This is a genomic window from Pseudomonas sp. App30, from assembly GCF_047947025.1.
Classification (GTDB): Bacteria; Pseudomonadota; Gammaproteobacteria; order Pseudomonadales; family Pseudomonadaceae; genus Aquipseudomonas.
The window spans coordinates 4334274-4353067 of record NZ_CP133165.1 but is presented as its reverse complement, the minus strand read 5'-3'; the positions used below and the strand labels follow the sequence as shown (position 1 = coordinate 4353067).

16 protein-coding genes are annotated in these 18794 nt (G+C 65.4%); 9 read left to right on the top strand and 7 right to left on the bottom strand.

Going from position 1 to position 18794, the window contains the following annotated elements; all coding sequences use genetic code 11:
- Positions 1–14: 14 nt before the first annotated feature.
- The 9 genes from accC (at position 15) to RAM80_RS20255 (ending at position 12120) form a co-directional block, all read left to right on the top strand.
- Entirely contained in the window at positions 15–1376 is a 1362-nt protein-coding gene (gene accC / locus RAM80_RS20295; RefSeq protein ID WP_416422228.1) for an acetyl-CoA carboxylase biotin carboxylase subunit, read from the top strand.
- Between the two features lie 234 nt (positions 1377–1610).
- Positions 1611–2489: a 50S ribosomal protein L11 methyltransferase gene (prmA, locus tag RAM80_RS20290; protein ID WP_416422227.1), complete on the top strand. Its 879-nt coding sequence runs from the start codon at positions 1611–1613 to the stop codon at positions 2487–2489.
- 40 nt (positions 2490–2529) lie between these two features.
- Positions 2530–3771 carry a DUF3426 domain-containing protein gene (locus RAM80_RS20285; RefSeq protein ID WP_416422226.1) on the top strand — a complete coding sequence of 414 codons (1242 nt, stop codon included), beginning with the start codon at positions 2530–2532 and terminating at the stop codon, positions 3769–3771.
- A gap of 245 nt (positions 3772–4016) precedes the next feature.
- Positions 4017–5030, top strand: a complete 1014-nt coding sequence (gene dusB / locus RAM80_RS20280) for a tRNA dihydrouridine synthase DusB (RefSeq protein ID WP_416422225.1) — start codon at positions 4017–4019, stop codon at positions 5028–5030.
- Positions 5027–5347 carry a DNA-binding transcriptional regulator Fis gene (gene fis, locus RAM80_RS20275; protein ID WP_008368706.1) on the top strand — a complete coding sequence of 107 codons (321 nt, stop codon included), beginning with the start codon at positions 5027–5029 and terminating at the stop codon, positions 5345–5347. Before dusB ends, fis begins: the two co-directional genes overlap by 4 nt.
- A gap of 79 nt (positions 5348–5426) precedes the next feature.
- Positions 5427–7034 (top strand): bifunctional phosphoribosylaminoimidazolecarboxamide formyltransferase/IMP cyclohydrolase, encoded by a 1608-nt coding sequence (purH, locus tag RAM80_RS20270; RefSeq protein WP_416422224.1) that lies wholly within the window; start codon positions 5427–5429, stop codon positions 7032–7034.
- 138 nt (positions 7035–7172) lie between these two features.
- The gene (purD, locus tag RAM80_RS20265; RefSeq protein ID WP_416422223.1) at positions 7173–8459 is read left to right on the top strand and encodes a phosphoribosylamine--glycine ligase; all 1287 of its coding nucleotides are present in this window, start codon (positions 7173–7175) and stop codon (positions 8457–8459) included.
- A 127-nt stretch (positions 8460–8586) separates the two neighbouring features.
- Positions 8587–11361, top strand: coding sequence for a response regulator (locus RAM80_RS20260; protein WP_416422222.1), 2775 nt, complete (start codon positions 8587–8589; stop codon positions 11359–11361).
- Between the two features lie 162 nt (positions 11362–11523).
- Positions 11524–12120, top strand: a complete 597-nt coding sequence (locus RAM80_RS20255; RefSeq protein WP_416422221.1) for a MarC family protein — start codon at positions 11524–11526, stop codon at positions 12118–12120.
- Between the two features lie 7 nt (positions 12121–12127).
- Here the strand turns inward: RAM80_RS20255 and RAM80_RS20250 are convergent, their stop codons facing one another.
- The 7 genes from RAM80_RS20250 to cobG form a co-directional block, all read right to left on the bottom strand.
- Positions 12128–12739, bottom strand: coding sequence for a hypothetical protein (locus RAM80_RS20250; protein ID WP_416422220.1), 612 nt, complete (start codon positions 12737–12739; stop codon positions 12128–12130).
- Between the two features lies 1 nt (position 12740).
- On the bottom strand, positions 12741–13448 hold the full coding sequence (locus RAM80_RS20245) for a hypothetical protein (RefSeq protein ID WP_416422219.1): 708 nt from the start codon (positions 13446–13448) through the stop codon (positions 12741–12743).
- Positions 13449–13517: 69 nt separating this feature from the next.
- Complete coding sequence (locus tag RAM80_RS20240; RefSeq protein WP_416422218.1) at positions 13518–14279, bottom strand: hypothetical protein; 762 nt, start codon at positions 14277–14279, stop codon at positions 13518–13520.
- A gap of 138 nt (positions 14280–14417) precedes the next feature.
- The gene (cobJ, locus tag RAM80_RS20235) at positions 14418–16118 is read right to left on the bottom strand and encodes a precorrin-3B C(17)-methyltransferase (protein ID WP_416422217.1); all 1701 of its coding nucleotides are present in this window, start codon (positions 16116–16118) and stop codon (positions 14418–14420) included.
- Complete coding sequence (locus RAM80_RS20230; protein WP_416422216.1) at positions 16118–16852, bottom strand: precorrin-2 C(20)-methyltransferase; 735 nt, start codon at positions 16850–16852, stop codon at positions 16118–16120. The genes cobJ and RAM80_RS20230 overlap by 1 nt, the downstream gene beginning before the upstream one ends.
- Entirely contained in the window at positions 16849–17475 is a 627-nt protein-coding gene (locus RAM80_RS20225; RefSeq protein ID WP_027979650.1) for a precorrin-8X methylmutase, read from the bottom strand. The genes RAM80_RS20230 and RAM80_RS20225 overlap by 4 nt, the downstream gene beginning before the upstream one ends.
- The gene (gene cobG, locus RAM80_RS20220) at positions 17468–18769 is read right to left on the bottom strand and encodes a precorrin-3B synthase (protein WP_416422215.1); all 1302 of its coding nucleotides are present in this window, start codon (positions 18767–18769) and stop codon (positions 17468–17470) included. Before cobG ends, RAM80_RS20225 begins: the two co-directional genes overlap by 8 nt.
- Positions 18770–18794 lie beyond the last annotated feature (25 nt).

Here is an 18794-nt window from a genome sequence, read left to right as displayed (position 1 = left end):
GCGGAGAGCCAACGATGTCCCAACCTGCGAAATTGGAAAAAGTCCTGATTGCCAACCGCGGCGAAATCGCCCTGCGGATCCTGCGCGCGTGCAAGGAAATGGGCATCAAGACTGTCGCCGTCTACTCCAAGGCCGACAAGGAGCTGATGCACCTGGGCCTGGCAGACGAATCCGTTTGCATCGGTCCGGCACCGGCTGCGCAATCCTACCTGCACATCCCGGCGATCATCGCGGCCGCCGAAGTGACTGGCGCCACCGCCATTCACCCAGGCTACGGCTTCCTGGCTGAAAACGCCGACTTCGCCGAACAGGTGGAGAAATCCGGTTTCGCCTTCATCGGCCCGAAAGCCGACACCATTCGCCTGATGGGCGACAAGGTATCGGCCAAGCACGCCATGATCGAAGCTGGCGTGCCTACCGTTCCAGGTTCCGACGGCCCGCTGCCGGAAGACGAGGAAGAAGCCCTGCGCATCGGCCGTGAAGTCGGCTACCCGGTGATCATCAAGGCCGCCGGTGGCGGTGGTGGTCGCGGCATGCGCGTGGTGCACAAGGAAGAAGACCTGATCGCCTCGGCCAAACTGACCCGTACCGAAGCCGGTGCTGCGTTCGGTAACCCGATGGTGTACCTGGAGAAGTTCCTGACCAACCCACGCCACGTGGAAGTGCAGGTGCTGTCCGACGGCCAGGGCCACGCCGTGCACCTGGGCGACCGCGACTGCTCGCTGCAGCGCCGTCACCAGAAGGTACTGGAAGAAGCGCCGGCCCCGGACATCGACGAAGAAGCTCGCAAGATGGTCTTCGCCCGCTGCGTCAAGGCGTGCATCGACATCGGCTACCGTGGTGCCGGTACTTTCGAGTTCCTGTACGAGAACGGCGCGTTCTATTTCATCGAAATGAACACCCGCGTCCAGGTAGAGCACCCGGTATCGGAAATGGTCACCGGCATCGACATCGTCAAGGAGATGTTGAGCATTGCGGCGGGCAACCCGTTGTCGTTCACCCAGGATGACGTCGTCATCCGCGGTCACGCCCTGGAATGCCGTATCAACGCCGAAGACCCGAAGAACTTCATTCCTAGCCCAGGCACGGTCAAGCACTTCCACGCCCCAGGCGGCAACGGCGTTCGCGTCGATTCGCACCTGTACAGTGGTTATGCCGTCCCGCCGAACTACGATTCGTTGATCGGCAAGCTGATCACCTACGGCAAGGATCGCAACGAGGCCATGGAGCGCATGCGCAACGCCCTGGACGAGATCGTGGTTGACGGGATCAAGACCAACATCCCGCTGCACCGCGACCTGACCCGCGACGAAGGCTTCTGCAAGGGTGGCGTCAACATCCACTACCTGGAACACAAGCTGGCTGCCCAGAAGTGATCCACGGTTGTAGATAGCTGCACCAGAAACCGGCCCCAGTGGCCGGTTTTTTATTGCCTGCGCCCCGGGCGCCGCCGACGCAGCCTGCGGCAGCTGCTACGCGAAATCTGTAGCCGCTGCCGCCAGGCTGCGCTGGCCAGCCTGTGCCCCGGAGATTTTCAGCGAGGCACAGCTTTTGCCTGCGCGCTCTAGTAAACTGCCCCGCTTTAGTTCCCGATTCCAAAGGTACCCGCCATGCCCTGGCTACAAGTCCGTCTGGCCATCAGCCCAGAACAAGCCGAAACCTACGAAGACGCCCTGCTGGAAGTCGGCGCCGTTTCGGTCACCTTCATGGACGCCGAAGACCAGCCTATCTTCGAGCCAGAGCTGAACACCACGCCGCTGTGGACCCACACCCACCTGCTGGCGCTGTTCGAGGCCGACGCAGAACCTGCCAGCGTGTTCGCCCACCTGGAACTGTTGACCGGCGCCGCGTTGCCCGAGCACCACGCCGAAGTCATCGAGGACCAGGACTGGGAACGCAGCTGGATGGACAACTTCCACCCCATGCGTTTCGGCCAGCGCCTGTGGATCGTGCCAAGCTGGCATGCGGCCCCCGAGCCTGGCGCGGTGAACCTGCTGCTGGACCCGGGCCTGGCCTTCGGCACCGGCACCCACCCCACCACCGCGCTGTGCCTGGAATGGCTGGACGGCCAGGACCTGGCCGGCTGCAACGTGCTGGACTTCGGCTGCGGCTCGGGCATCCTGGCCATCGCCGCGCTGCTGCTGGGCGCCGAGCACGCCGTGGGCACCGACATCGACGTGCAGGCGCTCGAAGCCTCGCGTGAAAACGCCGGGCGCAACGGCGTGGCCGAAGCCAAGTTCCCGCTGTACCTGCCTGAAGACCTGCCGCAGGTGCAGGCCGACGTGCTGGTGGCGAATATCCTCGCCGGCCCACTGGTGTCGCTGGCGCCGCAACTCAGCACCCTGGTGAAGAGCGGTGGCCGCCTGGCGCTGTCGGGCATCCTCGCCGAACAGGGCGAAGAAGTGGCTGCCGCCTACGCCGCCGACTTCGACCTGGACCCTATCGCCAACCGCGATGGCTGGGTACGCATCAGTGGTCGCCGCCGCTGAGACGGCCTAGAATGCCTGTCTGCATAAACCGGATCCGCGCATGACCGACAGTTTCGTCACCCAGTGCCCCCATTGCCAGACCAGCTTCCGCGTCAGCCACAATCAGTTGAGTGTGGCCCGCGGGGTTGTGCGTTGCGGCGCCTGCCTGCAGGTGTTCAACGCTGCCCGCCAGCTGCTGGAGCAAAGCACCGGCCAGCAGCAGCCCGCCGCCCCCGAACCGGCCCCTGCGGCCCCGGAGCGGCGCGCCACGCCTATCAGCCTGCGCGAGTGGTCAGCCAACGAACTGGACCTGGACAAACTGGACCTGGACGGCGAACTGGCACGCCTGGAACAGCGCGAAATCCAGCCGGCCAAGGCCTTCCGCGACCAGCCGGGCCGGGAAGAGTCCTTCAGCGCCAGCCGCGACGAAGCGCTGGACGAGTGGCACGACCAGCCGTTCGGCACCCATGCCGACGAGGAAGAGCTGCACGAGGACGACCCGGCACCGCCGATCATCGAGCGCGACCCGCCGCTGGACGAAGCCCCTGCTGCCCCTGAGGCGCGTACCGAGCCTTCGTTGACCCTGGCGCCCATCGAGGCCAGCGAGCCGGGCATTGGCGCCCTGCATGCCGACGATGACGTGCCGGCCAGCCAGCGCCTGTCCGCACTGGATGCCGACGACGAGGACGACGAGCCTCGCGAAGCCCCGGTGCGCCAGGGCAAGCAGAAGCACGAGCGCAGCGAGCCGAACCTGCGCGACGCGCCGCTGCTGGACCTGGTGGACGACCCGCTGCAGCTGGACTGGCAGAAGCGCCGCACGCCCTGGGGCAAGCGCCTGCTGTGGCTGGCCCTGACCCTGGCCGCCGCCGCGGCGCTGGCCGGGCAGTACGTGTGGTACCACTTCGACGAGCTGGCCCGCCAGGACCAGTACCGCCCGTGGTTCCAGCAGCTGTGCCCGAGCGTCGGCTGCACGGTGCCGTCCAAGGTCGACATCGACAAGATCAAGAGCAGCAACCTGGTGGTGCGCAGCCACCCGGACTTCAATGGCGCGCTGGTGGTGGATGCGATCATCTACAACCGTGCGGCGTTCTCCCAGCCGTTCCCGCTGCTGGAGCTGCGCTTCGCCGACCTCAACGGCCACCTGATCGCCAGTCGTCGGTTCAAGCCCGGCGAGTACCTGTCGGGCGAGCTGGCCGGGCAGGACGAGATGCCGCCGCATACGCCGATCCATATCTCCCTCGATATCCTCGATCCGGGCCCGAAAGCCGTGAACTATAGCCTCAGCTTCCGCTCCCCCGAGTAGCCGGCACCCCGCCGTTTCCAGGCCTTGTGGGAGCTGGCTTGCCAGCGAGCTTTTCATCAGCCCCAAAAGCTCGCTGGCAAGCCAGCTCCCACAATTTAGACGCTTCAGGGCAACCGAACGCTTGGGCATAAGCCAATAGTTGTTCAGATTTTATCCAAAACGATCTTTATCCGGTCACCGAGAGCGGGTATTATGCCCACCCTTTTTCGAACTCTAATGATCCGGCCCCACAACAGGGAACACCTATGTCGGCGGTACGCATCGGCCCATATACATTGAACAACTCCCTGATCCTTGCCCCGATGGCAGGGGTCACGGACCAACCCTTCCGTCAACTTTGCCGACGGATGGGGGCAGGCCTGGTGGTCTCGGAAATGGTCACCAGCGACATGAGCCTGTGGAACAGCCGCAAGTCGCGCCTGCGCATGATTCACGAAGGTGATCCCGAGCCCCGCTCGGTACAGATCGCCGGCGGTGACGCGCAGATGCTGGCAGCGGCAGCACGGGCCAACGTCGAGATGGGCGCCCAGATCATCGACATCAACATGGGCTGCCCGGCGAAGAAAGTCTGCAACAAGGCGGCAGGTTCCGCTTTACTGAAAGACGAGGCACTGGTGCAGGAAATCCTGCACGCCGTGGTAGCCGCCGTCGAGGTGCCGGTCACCTTGAAGATTCGCACCGGCTGGGACCGGGCGAACAAGAATGGCATCACGGTTGCACGCATTGCCGAACAGGCAGGCATCAGCGCCCTGTCGGTGCACGGGCGCACACGCGCCGACCTGTATACCGGTGAAGCCGAGTACGACACCATCGCTGCCATCAAGCAGGCGGTGTCGATCCCGGTCTTTGCCAATGGCGACATCACCTCGCCGCAAAAGGCCCGGCAGGTCCTCGACGCCACCGGCGCCGACGGCCTGCTGATTGGCCGGGCTGCCCAGGGGCGGCCGTGGATCTTTCGCGAGACCGAGCATTACCTGCGTACCGGCGAATTGCTGCCGGCGCCGCAATTGAGTGAAGTGGAACAGATTCTGCTGGAGCACCTGGCTGCGCTGCACGCCTTCTATGGCGATGTGATGGGCGTTCGAATCGCCCGCAAGCACGTCGGGTGGTACCTGGCAACCTTGCCGGGCGCCAAGGAATTTCGCGCCCAGTTCAATCGTTTGGAAGATACGGAAGCGCAGTGCGCCAACGTTCGCCGGTTCCTCAGCGAATGTAACGAGAGCCCTGTGAAAGGGGACGGACAGGGGGTGGCCGCATGACGATGATGACCGAGACTTTAGTGAGTGGAACAACGCCCGTGAGCGACAACGTCAACTTGAAACAGCACCTCAACACGCCCAGCGAAGAGGGTCAGACCCTTCGTGGCAGCGTCGAGAAGGCGCTGCACAATTATTTCGCCCATCTTGAGGGCGCTGCCGTCACTGACGTGTACAACCTGGTGCTTTCCGAAGTCGAGGCCCCCTTGCTCGAAAGCGTGATGAATTACGTCAAGGGCAACCAGACCAAGGCCAGTGAGATGCTGGGCCTGAATCGCGGTACCTTGCGCAAGAAGCTCAAGCAATACGATCTGCTGTAAGCATGCATTCAAACCAGAAAAGGCGACCTGTCCAGGGTCGCCTTTTTTGCTGACTCCTCTGCTTTAGACGGAAATTGAAATGACCGACCAGACTACCCGCCTGCCCGTCCGCCGCGCTTTGATCAGCGTCTCCGACAAGACCGGTATCCTTGAATTCGCCCGTGAACTCGAAGCCCTGGGCGTCGAGATCCTGTCCACCGGCGGTACCTTCAAGCTGCTTGCGGACAACGGCGTTGCCGCAGTGGAAGTGGCGGATTACACAGGTTTTGCCGAAATGATGGACGGCCGGGTGAAAACCCTGCACCCGAAAATCCACGGCGGCATCCTGGGCCGTCGCGGCATCGACGACGCCATCATGAGCGAGCACGGCATCAAGCCGATCGACCTGGTCGCGGTCAACCTCTACCCGTTTGAAGCCACCATCAGCAAGCCAGGCTGCGACCTGCCGACCGCCATCGAGAACATCGACATCGGCGGCCCGACCATGGTCCGCTCCGCTGCCAAGAACCACAAAGACGTGGCCATCGTGGTCAACGCCAGCGACTACGGCCAGGTGCTGGAAGGCCTGAAAGCCGGCGGCCTGACCTACGCCCAGCGCTTTGACCTGATGTTGAAAGCCTTCGAGCACACCGCTGCCTACGACGGCATGATCGCCAACTACATGGGCACTGTTGACCAGGCCGCCGAGACCCTGAGCACCGAAGGCCGCAGCGAATTCCCGCGCACCTTCAACAGCCAGTTCATCAAGGCCCAGGAAATGCGCTACGGCGAGAACCCGCACCAGAGCGCGGCGTTCTACAAGGAAGCCAAGCCGGCCGAAGTGGGCATCGCCACCGCCACCCAGCTGCAGGGCAAGGAACTGTCCTACAACAACGTCGCCGATACCGACGCTGCGCTGGAATGCGTGAAGAGCTTCGTCAAGCCTGCCTGCGTCATCGTCAAGCACGCCAACCCGTGCGGCGTGGCCGTCAGCCCTGACGCCGAAGGCGGCATCCGCCAGGCCTACGAGCTGGCCTACGCCACCGACACCGAATCCGCGTTCGGCGGCATCATCGCCTTCAACCGCGAGCTGGACGCCGAGACCGCCAAGGCCATCGTCGACCGTCAGTTCGTGGAAGTGATCATCGCCCCGTCGGTCAGCGACGAGGCCCGCGCCATCGTTGCCGCCAAGGCCAACGTGCGCCTGCTGGCCTGCGGCGAGTGGTCGGCTGACCGCGCCGCTGCCTGGGACTACAAGCGCGTCAACGGCGGCCTGCTGGTGCAGAGCCGTGACATCGGCATGATCAGCGCCGACGACCTGAAGGTCGTGACCAAGCGCGCGCCTAGCGAGCAAGAGATCCACGACCTGATCTTCGCCTGGAAAGTGGCCAAGTACGTGAAGTCCAACGCCATCGTCTACGCCAAGAACCGTCAGACCATCGGCGTCGGCGCCGGCCAGATGAGCCGCGTCAACTCCGCGCGCATCGCCGCCATCAAGGCCGAGCACGCTGGCCTGCAGGTGCAGGGTTCGGTCATGGCCTCGGACGCGTTCTTCCCGTTCCGTGACGGCATCGACAACGCCGCCAAAGTGGGTATCACTGCCGTTATCCAGCCAGGCGGCTCGATGCGCGACGCTGAAGTCATTGCGGCTGCCGACGAAGCCGGCATCGCGATGGTGTTCACCGGCATGCGCCACTTCCGCCACTGATCGAAAGCAGGCGGTTGACGCTGCACTGAATGTGGGAGCTGGCTTGCCAGCGAGCTTTTGAGGCCCTGAAAAGCTCGCTGGCAAGCCAGCTCCCACAGTACAAGTGGAACCGCCCCACACAGAATTCGAGGTTTAGCTATGAACGTATTGATCATCGGCAGCGGCGGCCGTGAACACGCCCTGGCCTGGAAAGTCGCCCAGGACCCACGCGTCGAGAAAGTCTTCGTGGCCCCCGGCAACGCCGGCACTGCCATTGAAGCCAAGTGCGAAAACGTCGCCATCGACGTGCAGGCCATCGAGCAACTGGCCGACTTCGCCGAGAAGAACGTTGCCCTGACCATCGTCGGCCCGGAAGTGCCGCTGGTGGCTGGCGTGGTCGACCTGTTCCGCTCGCGCGGCCTGGACTGCTTCGGCCCGACCAAGGGCGCGGCCCAGCTGGAAGGCTCCAAGGCGTTCGCCAAGGACTTCCTGGCCCGTCACAAGATCCCGACTGCCGAATACCAGAACTTCACCGAGATCGAGCCAGCGCTGGCGTACCTGCGCGAGAAAGGCGCGCCGATCGTGATCAAGGCCGATGGCCTGGCCGCCGGCAAGGGCGTTATCGTCGCCATGACCCTGGCCGAAGCCGAGGACGCGGTGCGTGACATGCTGGCAGGCAACGCCTTCGGCGACGCTGGTTCGCGCGTGGTCATCGAAGAGTTCCTGGACGGCGAGGAAGCCAGCTTCATCGTCATGGTGGACGGCAAGAACGTCCTGCCAATGGCCACCAGCCAGGACCACAAGCGCGTCGGCAACGGCGACAGCGGCCCGAACACCGGCGGCATGGGTGCCTACTCCCCGGCCCCCGTGGTGACTGCCGATGTGCACCAGAAGGTCATGGACCAGGTGATCTGGCCGACCGTCAACGGCATGGCGGCCGAAGGCAACGTCTACACCGGCTTCCTGTACGCAGGCCTGATGATCGACAAGGCCGGCAACCCGAAAGTCATCGAGTTCAACTGCCGCTTCGGCGACCCGGAAACCCAGCCGGTAATGCTGCGCCTGCAATCGAGCCTGGTGCTGCTGGTGGAAGCCGCCATGGCCCAGGCCCTGGACAAGGTCGAGGCCCAGTGGGACTCGCGCCCGAGCATGGGCGTGGTGCTGGCGGCTGGCGGCTACCCGGGCGACTACGCCAAGGGCGCCGTCATCGGTGGCCTGGACGCCGCAGCCCAACTGCCTGGCAAGGTGTTCCACGCCGGCACCGCACTGAAGGACGGCCAGGTAGTGACCGCTGGCGGCCGCGTGCTGTGCGCCACCGCCCTGGGCAATACCGTGGGTGAAGCCCAGCAGCAGGCCTACGCCCTGGCCGGCAAGATCGACTGGGACGGCTGCTTCTACCGCACCGACATTGGCTACCGCGCCATTGCCCGCGAAAAAGGCGAGTAAAACCCCCTGCCCTCCCCCCTGAAGTACCGGGTTTTCCCCGGTACTTCAGGCCGTTCGACCACTAGCCCTACGCTTTCTCCGCCGCGCATAGTTATACTCAGTCATTAACCTTCGAAGGGATTTCGCTGTGCGCTGGCTCAGGATCGCCATTTCATCGATAGTCAGTGTGCTGACACTGCTCTGCGCGTACCCGGCTTTTGCCGAGTCCAGCAGTGGCTGGTCAGTATTGCTCGATGAACACGCGCGCCTGCAACTGAGCGACGTGCGCTCGGACCGCTACCAGAACCAGTTCAGCCCCCTCGAGCTCAGCCAGCTGGTGCCCAGCGGCCCCAATGCCGCCCAGTGGCTGCACTACCATTTGCCCCCCGCAGCCCATGAACAGGTGCTGCGCATCTACGCCCCCGACCTTGCCGACCTGGACTTCTACGTGCTGGACGGCGACACCGTCATCCGCCAGCAACGCAACGACGCCGGGCGGCCCGGAGGCGAGCCGTCGTTCGCCAACACCGACATCCTGCTGCCCGTGCCGGTCAGCCAGAAGCCGCTGGACCTGTACCTGCGCCTGGCCTCCGAGCACCAGCTGCGCCCCAGCGTCAGCATGATGCCCGCCGTCAGCGCCGCCGCCGACCAGCGCCAGACCCTGATCATGGGCCTGCTGTTCGGCTGCCTGGGCATGCTGGTCATCCACAACCTCGCCCGCTACACCTACAGCCGCTCCAGCAGCAGCCTGTGGCTGGCCGGCGCCGAGACCCTGCTGACCCTGAGCGCCGCCATCCTGCTCAACTTCAGCGGCCCCTGGTTCGACACCTGGCATTCGCTGCGCACCACCGGCAGCTTCGTCACCCTGATGCTGGCGGCCATCTGCTGCCTGATGTTCACCCAGCGTTTCTTCGCCCCGCGCTCCACGCCACTGATCGACCGCCTGCTGACCGCCGCCAAGCTGCTGATCGGCCTGAGCGGGCTGATGGTGCTGCTGATGGACGGCCTGCCGATCAACTCCATCACCTACGCCATGATGGTGGTCGGCGGCCTGGGCATGTTGCTCACCTCCGGCTACCACTGGCAGCAAGGCTACCGCCCGGCACGGCTGTTCACCTGCGCCATGCTGTTGCTCAACCTGGGCGTGCTGATCGTGTTGCCGGCCCTGCTGGTGCTCACGCGCACCCCGCCGCAGTGGCTGGTGCTGGGGCTGATGGCGGTGGGCGCGCTGACCGGGCTGATGCTCAACACCGCCCTCAGCGAGCGCCTGCGCTTCATCAGCGAGGACCGCTTCAGCGCCAGCCGCGAGCTGGCGGCCAGCAACGCCGAGGTCAACGCCAAGTCCGAGTTCCTGGCGCGCATCAGCCACGAGATCCGCACGCCGATGAACGGCGTGCTGGGCATGACCGAGCTGCTGCTGGGCACGCCGTTGTCGGTCAAGCAGCGCGACTATGTGCAAACGATTCACAGCGCCGGCAACGAGCTGCTGACCCTGATCAACGAGATCCTCGACATCTCCAAGATCGAGTCCGGGCAGATCGAACTGGACGACGTGCAGTTCGACCTCAGCGCGCTGATCGAGGACTGCCTGAACATCTTCCGCGCCAAGGCCGAGCAGCAAAACGTCGAGCTGATCAGCTTCACCCAGCCCCAGGTGCCGCAGGTCATCAGCGGCGACCCCACGCGCCTGCGCCAGACCCTGCTGGCCCTGCTCGATCACGCCCTGAAGAAGACCGACGAGGGCGAGATCCTGCTGGTAGTGGCCCTGGACCAGCGCAGCGGCGAACCACGCCTGCGCATCGCCGTGCAGGACAGCGGCGTGCCTATCCCGCGTGACGAGCGCGAGGCGTTGCTGCACAGCGAGCTGCACAGCAAGAACCTGCTGTCGGGCAACGAGGTGGGCGGCCACCTGGGCCTGGTCATCGCCCGCCAGCTGATCCTGCTGATGAAGGGCGAGTTCGGCATCAAGAGCGGCAGCCAGCAGGGCAGCACCCTGTGGCTGACCCTGCCGCTGGACCCCGAGCGCCTGGAACACCCGACCCTGGACCTGGACAGCCCCCTGCGCGGCGCCCGCGTGCTGGTGGTGGACGACAACGACACCTGCCGCAAGGTGCTGGTGCAGCAGTGCGGCGCCTGGGGCCTGAACGTAAGCTCGGTGCCGTCGGGCAAGGAAGCCCTGGCCCTGCTGCGCACCAAGGCCCACCTGCGCGACTATTTCGACGTGGTGCTGCTGGACCAGAACATGCCCGGCATGACCGGCATGCAGTTGGCGGCGAAGATCAAGGAAGACCCCAGCCTGAACCACGATATCCTGATCATCATGCTCACCGGCATCAGCAACGCGCCGAGCAAGATCATCGCCCGCAACGCCGGGGTCAAGCGGATCCTGGCCAAGCCGGTGGCCGGCTACACGCTCAAGACCACCCTGGCCGACGAACTGGCCCAGCGCGGCCAGCACCCGGCCCAACCAGCGCCGCCGCCGTCGGTGGCGGCGACGGCGATTTCCGTGCCGGCGGACTTTCGCATCCTGGTGGCCGAGGACAACAGCATTTCCACCAAGGTGATCCGCGGCATGCTGGGCAAGCTCAACCTGTCGCCCGACACCGCCAGCAACGGCGAGGAGGCGCTGCGTGCCATGAAGGCCCAGCGCTACGACCTGGTGCTGATGGACTGCGAAATGCCGATCCTCGACGGCTTCTCCGCCACCCAGCAGCTGCGCGACTGGGAGCTGGGCACCCAGCGCGAGCGCACGCCGGTGGTAGCGCTGACCGCGCACATCCTCACCGAACACAAGGAACGCGCCCGCCAGGCCGGCATGGACGGCCACATGGCCAAGCCCATCGAACTGTCGCAGCTGCGCGAGCTGATCGAGCACTGGGTAGCCCAGCGCGAGATGGGCCAGGACCAGGCCAGCAATTCCTGAAACATTCCCCCCGTAGCAGCGGCCGCCAGGCCGCGTCCCAGGGACCGAGCTGAACCCGGGGACGCAGCCTTCGGCAGCTGCTACGGGAAATACGCGAGGGTGGTGGCTGGGCGGCCCGCGCTATAGACTTTGCCATCGCCCACCCCTGCACGAGCCCGGCCCATGCTTCAGACGTTGTTCAGCGTTTACCTCAAGATGCTGGTGCTCTACAGCCCGTTCTTCGTGCTCTCGTGCTTCATCGGCCTGTCACGCGGTTATTCGCTCAAGGAGCGCAAGCGCCTGGCGTGGAAGGTGGCGTTGGGGGTGCTGGTCTCCAGCGTGCTGCTGTACCTGTTCGGCCGGGTGATTTTCAGCGTGTTCGGCATCACCGCCGATGCCTTCCGCATCGGCGCCGGCAGTGTGCTGTTCATCTCGGCGCTGGGCATGGCCCAGGGCAAGTCAGGGGTGCAGACCGACAACGTGCAGCAGGACGTGACCATCGTGCCGCTGACCATCCCCATCACTGTCGGCCCCGGCACCATCGGCGCCCTGCTGGTGATGGGCGTCAGCCAGCCGCACTGGGACGACAAGCTGATGGCCATCCTCAGCATCGCCCTGGCCAGCGCCACCGTGGGCCTGGTGCTGTACCTGTCCAACCGCATCGAACGGCTGCTGGGTGAGCAGGGCCTGCAGATTGTCAGCCGGTTGATGGGGCTGTTCGTCTGCGCACTGGCGGCGCAGATCATTTTTACCGGGATCAAGGGCTACCTGGTGTCGTGAACGCACACTAAAGCTCGACGCACCCCAGCTTGCGCAAGGCAATGCCTTTGAGCCTGGCGCGCATTGCCTCTCTGTGCGGGGCGTAAGCTACCGGATCAAACCCGTAGATGCCGCCACTGAAGCGCATCACCAGTTCCGGCTTTTGCTGGGTGGTGAGCGGCCGTCCCTTGACCTGGATACCGAAGGTCGTGACATTTATTCCCCCCTGATCATTGATCTGGCAAGGCACGATCACCCATGACAGGAGGCGCGCTTCACCCGTGCCGTCACCCGCCAGCCAGCTGGCAACGAACTCCCGAATCCCCATGCCACCCATCACCCGCTGGGCCAGGTCAAACAGCGCCTTGGGTTCACTGTAGCCCTTGATGTTGAGCTCCAGCGAATCAAGATCCCGCTCCTTGGAAATGAACAACGGCTGCGTCGTGACCGAAGCCAGCCAACTGCACCCATGCCGCTCCAGGCAGTTGTTGTAGTACAGCCGCCAGGCATCCCAGAAGGTTTCCCGATCATGAATGCTACTGGCAGCGCGATCGCTGTCCTGCAGCAACGCCCGGATATCCGAGCGCTCCGTTGGGCCGATTCTCTGATCAAAGGCAACGACATGGTCGGCGTTATCCATCTCACTCCCCCCCGTTGCCCACACGCAGCTCCGGCCTGTCGATACGCACCAGCTCTCCTGTGGTGCGTGCCTGCAGGCGTGCAGTCATGACCTCCTGGTATTCCGGAAACTGCCAGGGATCTGGACGAGCGCTCAACCACACGGCTGCCACCTCACCCTGCAGGCTCGAACATTTGAAGATGGCCCGGGTGATGTCACCGCTCACCACCTGGCGGGTCTTGAAATGAATCAGCAGTCCATGCATGCACGCATCCGCACGAGCCACGCTCAGGAAGATGGCAACCTGATGCAACGGGCCATCGCTATTGTTCAACACCCCGAACGAGTGCTGGAAAAAATGCTCAAGGCCCAGGCTGGTCAGGGCCGAGCCGCCAGCAGGAAGCACCTGCTGAAGGTCGCCCAACTCAATGGGCAGCCCGCTGCGTACCAGGGCCTGCACTACATCGCTCAAGGTGAAGGCCAGCAGGTGCGGATAACGTTCCTGCACCTGCCCATCCCGGAGCACTTTCCAGCCCAGCCCGCGCAAGCAATTCTGATAAGCATCAAACCAGCGTTCGACGTGCTGGAGCTTGTTTACTTTTTTCGACGCTGCGAGCTGGAAGTAAAGCGTGGATTGCAGGATGTCCTGCTTGTCCGTAGCAGGAAGTGTTGAATCCAGACACACCAATTGCCCATCATCAAGCCAGGTTTCATAGTTACCAGGTGACATGTCGTACTCCTTGTACAAGCCAACAGACAACCTGCGCAAGCGCCCGCCCGGGCGCCTGCGCACGTCTCATCAAATGGAGAGTTCAGCCATTTTGCGTTGGCGGGCCTCGGCAATGCTCGCCCTGATCAGGTCGCGGGCATCTTCCACACCGTTCTCATCCATCCAGAACACGGTCTTGGCCTGGTAGATGTTCAGGCTGGAACTGTCCCAGTTGGTGAACAACACACTGGTTTTGGTCTCATGGCCGGTGTACTGGACCATGCCCAGGGCCACGCAGACGTCGCCGTCTTCTTCCACGACGCTGCCGATGCCAAAGTTCGCGCCGCTATCAGTCTTGGCGCTGCGGTCGAAGAGTTTGAGTGCGGCGTCGTCCTTGGCAACCACGGCAACGGCCTTGTACGCGGCATCCAGTGCTTCCAGGGTACCTGCCGGCCCCATCGCAGCACTGATGATTGCGCCCCTGAGAATCTCAATGGCGACCTTTTCCATGCTCAGGTGTTTTTCCTGGGTGGTGTGGGCACGATAAGAGGTCTCCTTGGCGACCCAGCCCGCCAGGGCCATCACTTGGCAAAATGTCTTGTACCAGTCTTCGCCGGCAGCGTAGGAGCCATGCTTCTTGTCGGCCGCCATAGTGGCGTACAGGTAGGCATTCTTGACGTCCTGCCGAAAAGCGCGGCTGACGCCCTTGGTGAACGTCAACAGCCCATTGGCAACAACCGTTGCGGTCGCCTCCTCGTTCCCCAGGATCCGTGGCCCGACAACATTCTGGTGGTGAAAAGCCTGCAGCTTCTCGAGGCGTTCGGATTTGGACAGCGTGGTGATGTTATCCATGACAATTCCCTTTTCATGAAGCAAGTTCGACATGAACCTGTTGCACGGCACATTAGTCAGGGAGTGGACTGCAAGGAATGGGGAAAGGCCGCGCAGGGGGCGCCGGTGACCTGCACGCACAGGTCGCCGGGGCAGGCTTCAGGGCTTGTTGCCATACCAGCGCGGGGTGTACACCCAGCTGCCGCCTTCCGCACGGGGGAAGGCACAGGTGGTGGAGGAGCCCACCAGCACCATGGTGCGCATGTCCACCTGCTCAGGCGTCAGCTCACCCAGGGTGATGTTGCGCAGGGTCTGCCCGGGGCGGCCGATGTCGCGGCCCAGCACCACCGGGGTGGCCGGGGTGCGGTGCAGGCGCACGATTTCCAGGGCGCGGCCCAGTTGCCAGGGGCGCGAGCGCGAGATGGGGTTGTAGAACGCCAGCGCCAGGTCGGCCTGGCAGGCCAGGTCCAGGCGCTTCTCGATGATGTCCCACGGTTTGAGGTTGTCCGACAGCGACATCACGCAGAAGTCATGCCCCAGCGGCGCGCCGGCCTGGGCGGCGGTGGCCAGACTGGCCGAGACGCCCGGCAGGATCTCCAGCTCGACGTTGTGCCAGGCGCTGTCGCTGGACTCGTGCAGCGCTTCCAGCACGGCCGCCGCCATGGCGAACACGCCCGGGTCACCGGACGACACCACCACCACCGAACGGCCTTGGGCCGCCAGTTCGAAGGCATGGCGGGCGCGCTGCATTTCCTCGCGGTTGTCGGTGCAGTGCATCACCTGGTCAGGGCGGAACGGGCCGGCCATGCGCACGTAGGTCTCGTAGCCGAGAACGTCGTTGGCACGCGCCAGCTCGGCCTTCACCGCCGGCACCATCAGCTCGGCAGCGCCAGGGCCCAGGCCGATCACGGCCAGGCGGCCACGCACGCGGCCAATGCTGGCCACGTCCAGCGGCTGCTTGGCCACGGCGATGGCCAGCTGCGGGTTGACGCTGAGCGCCGGCAGCAGTTGCGGCACGGCCTGTTCGGCCAGGGCGCTGACGCTGGTTGCCGGCGCAGCGAAGCGCAGGGCCACGCCCAGTTCATTGGCGGCGTCACGCAGGGCGGCGCTGGCCATCTGCGTGTCGCTGGCCAGCAGGCAGGCCAGCGACGGTAGCGCGATGCGCGCCTGCTGTAGCGCGGCGCGCACGCTGGCGGCTATGTCCGCCAACTCGGCGTCGACGGCCACCAGCACGTTTTTCGGGTAGATCAGCAGCTCGTTGGCCGCCGGCTCACGGGCGGTGCAGCCCACGTGAATGGCCAGCTGCGCGTGCTCGTCCTCAGGCAGGTGGGCCTGGGCCAGCCACGGCGCGGCGCCTTCGATGCGCACGCTTTCGCCGGCCAGCAGGTCGCTGACGAAGCGCTTGCCCAGCTCCAGGTCCGCCAGGGCGTAGCCGGCGGGCGGGTTGAGCAGGCAGGTGCCGAAACGCAGCTCGCCGCTGGTGGTGATGGCTGCGGCCACCCCCAGCCCGGCGCCCAGCTGCCGGGCGATGACGTTGACGCCGCCCAGGCCACCGAGCAGCGGTACCACGGCGCTGCCGTCCTCGGCCACGGCCAGTACCGGCGGCTCGGCGCCCTTGTCGAGCAGCACGCTGGCCAGGCAGCGAATGACGATACCGGCAGCGCACAGGGCGATGATCGGCGTGTCCTGCTGGTACAGCTGGCGCAGGGTGTCGCCAAAGTCGTGGTAGTCACGGTCCGCGCCTTCCACCCGCGCGGCCAGGCCGTGGATCAGGGCGTCAGGGTAGATCTGCTGGATGCGGCGCGCAGTGGCCAGGCTGCCATTGCCGAGGATGACGATGGCCGGTGCATTGGAATTCATCAGCCCTGCCACCTTTCGCCTGGAACAATGATCAGCGAGAAGTACGGCGACGACGTCGGGTCCACCTCACTGATGGGCACGATCTTCTGGTTGGCCATGGTCGCGCGTTCCACGTACAGCGCGCGCTCGGCCAGGCCCAGCTCGGCCAGCACCTCGCGCACCTTGGGGAAGTTGCGCCCCAGTTTCATGATTACCGCGGCGTCGGCGTCGGCCAGGCGGCGCTTGAGCTCGTCGGCCGGCAGCACCCCGGACAGCACCGACAGGCTCTGGTTGCGGTACACCAGCGGCGCGCCCAGCACCGAGGCGCCACCGAGCATGGAGCACACGCCAGGAATGACCTGGGCCTCGTACCGGTCGGCCAGGCGGTCGTGCAGGTACATGTACGAGCCGTAGAACATCGGGTCGCCTTCGCAGATCACCGCCACGTCGCGACCGGCGTCCAGGTGCGCGGCCACGTCCAGGCTGGCAGTGTCGTAGAAGTCGCTGATCACCTGTTCATAGGACAGCGGCGCCGGCAGCACCTCGGTAGTCACCGGGTACACCAGCGGCAGCAGGGTCTGCGCCTGTTGCAGGTGCGCCTCGATGATGCCGAAGGCGTTGCCCTTCTTGCCCTTGGCGACGAAATAGGCCACCACCGGCGATTCACGCAGCAGGCGCAGGGCCTTGACCGTGATCAGTTCCGGGTCGCCCGGGCCTACGCCCAGGCCCAGCAAACGTCCGCGAGCCTGCATCATTCGACCTCCGTGGCCAGGGCGTTGACCGCGGCCGAGGCCATGGCGCTGCCGCCGCGGCGGCCTTCGACGATCACGAACGGAATGCCACGGCTGTCAGCGGCGAGCATGGCCTTGGATTCGGCGGCGCCGACGAAGCCCACCGGGAAGCCGAGGATCAACGCTGGCTTCGGCGCACCGGCGTCGATCATTTCCAGCAGGTAAAACAGTGCGGTCGGCGCGTTGCCGATCACCACCACCGCGCCTTCCAGGTGCGGGCGCCACAGCTCCAGGGCCACCGCCGAGCGGGTGTTGCCCAGCTCCTGGGCCAGGGCCGGCACGCTTTCGTCGCGCAAGGTGCAAATCACTTCGTTGTTGGCGGGCAGGCGCGCGCGGGTAATGCCCTCGGCCACCATGCGCGCGTCGCAGAGGATCGGCGCGCCCTTGGCCAGCGCGTCACGGCCGGCCTTGCCGGCACCGGGCGAGAAGCGCAGGTACTGCACCACGTCCACCAGGCCGCAGGCGTGGATGACCCGCACGGCGAGTTTCTCCAGGTCTGCGGGGATGCCGCTCAGGTCCGCCTCCGCGCGAATAATGGCGAAGGAGTTGCGATAGATCTCCTGACCGTCGCGGATGTAATCAATCATGGTGTTGCTCCGTGGGCAGGCGTGCCAGCAGTTCGCTGACGGCGTGCAGGTCTAGATTGCGCGCGCGCAGGGCACCGAAGCCCGGTTGCCCGGCGTCACGCAGATACAGGTCGTAATGGCCGGCCGAGGTGGCCAGCAGGGTGGCCGGCGCCACATGGGCGGCGGCGCAGGATCGGGAACAGCCACTCAGGTGCACGGCTTGCGGGCCAGGCAGCAGGGTGGCCAGCAGGCGAGCGTCGGCCTTGGTATCGGCCAGGCCCTTCTTGCAGCCGTCGCTGCCGGTGCAGGCGATCAGTTGCGCCAGCGGCTCGCTGGCGCTGCACAGCAGGCCCAGCGCCCGCAGGTCGGCAGTCAACGCCGGGGCGTTTTCCACGTTGGGGATGACCAGGCTTTGCCAGGGCGTCAGGCGCAGGCTGCCGTCGCCATATTGCTCGGCCAGCCGGGCCAGCCCGCGCAGCATCGGCGGATCAAGGCGGCCCAGGGCTGGCGCAGCGCCGACGAACAGCTTGCCCGCCTGGCGCTGTGGATAAGTGCCCAGGCAGTCGCTGCCGGCCTTGGGCACCGGGAACGGCCCCAGGCGCATCGTGACGGCCAGCGGCGCAATGAACGCCTGGGCGCTGACGTGCTCCAGCACATGGCGCATGCGCGTCTGCTCGGGGCTGGCAAGGTCGAGGAAGCGCTCCAGCACGGCCATCACCAAGTCATGGCCCTGGTGCAGCGGCACCGCCGCCACCGCCTGGCCTGGGCAACCCGCCAGGCCGAAGCCGAGCCAGGTGTCGCCATCCAGCTGCACCGGCGCCAGCCACAGGTCATGGGCGTGCTCGTGCATGGCCAGGGCCTCGCCGCCGTCCAGCAGCACGGCGAACTTGGCCGACAGCTCATGCAGGCGCTCGCGCTGTTGCAGGCTGTCGAGGATCTGCGCGGCCAGCGGGCGGGTGTCGAACAGCATCTGCGGGTCGATGCCGGCGCTGGGGCTGAGCATCAGGTTGCGCACGTCGTCGCCACCACTGCTGCCGCTGTTGCGTGGCCCTAGCCCTGCGGCCAGCAGGCCTTCGAGCATGGCCGGGTGTGAGCCGCGAATGCCGCGGATCTGCAGGTTGGCGCGGTTGGTGGCCTCGATCACGCCGCCGGCGAAGCGCTCGGCGGCATCGGCCACGGCGCGCGCCTGCGCGGCACTCAGTTCACCACCTGCCAGCTTGATGCGGCAGATGCCGCCATCCAGCGCCTGGACGATGCGCAACAACCCCGGGCAGGCCGAGGGGCGGATCGAGGCAGCGGGCTGGGGTGGGCTCAAGAGGGGCATCCGGCAATCGTGAAAA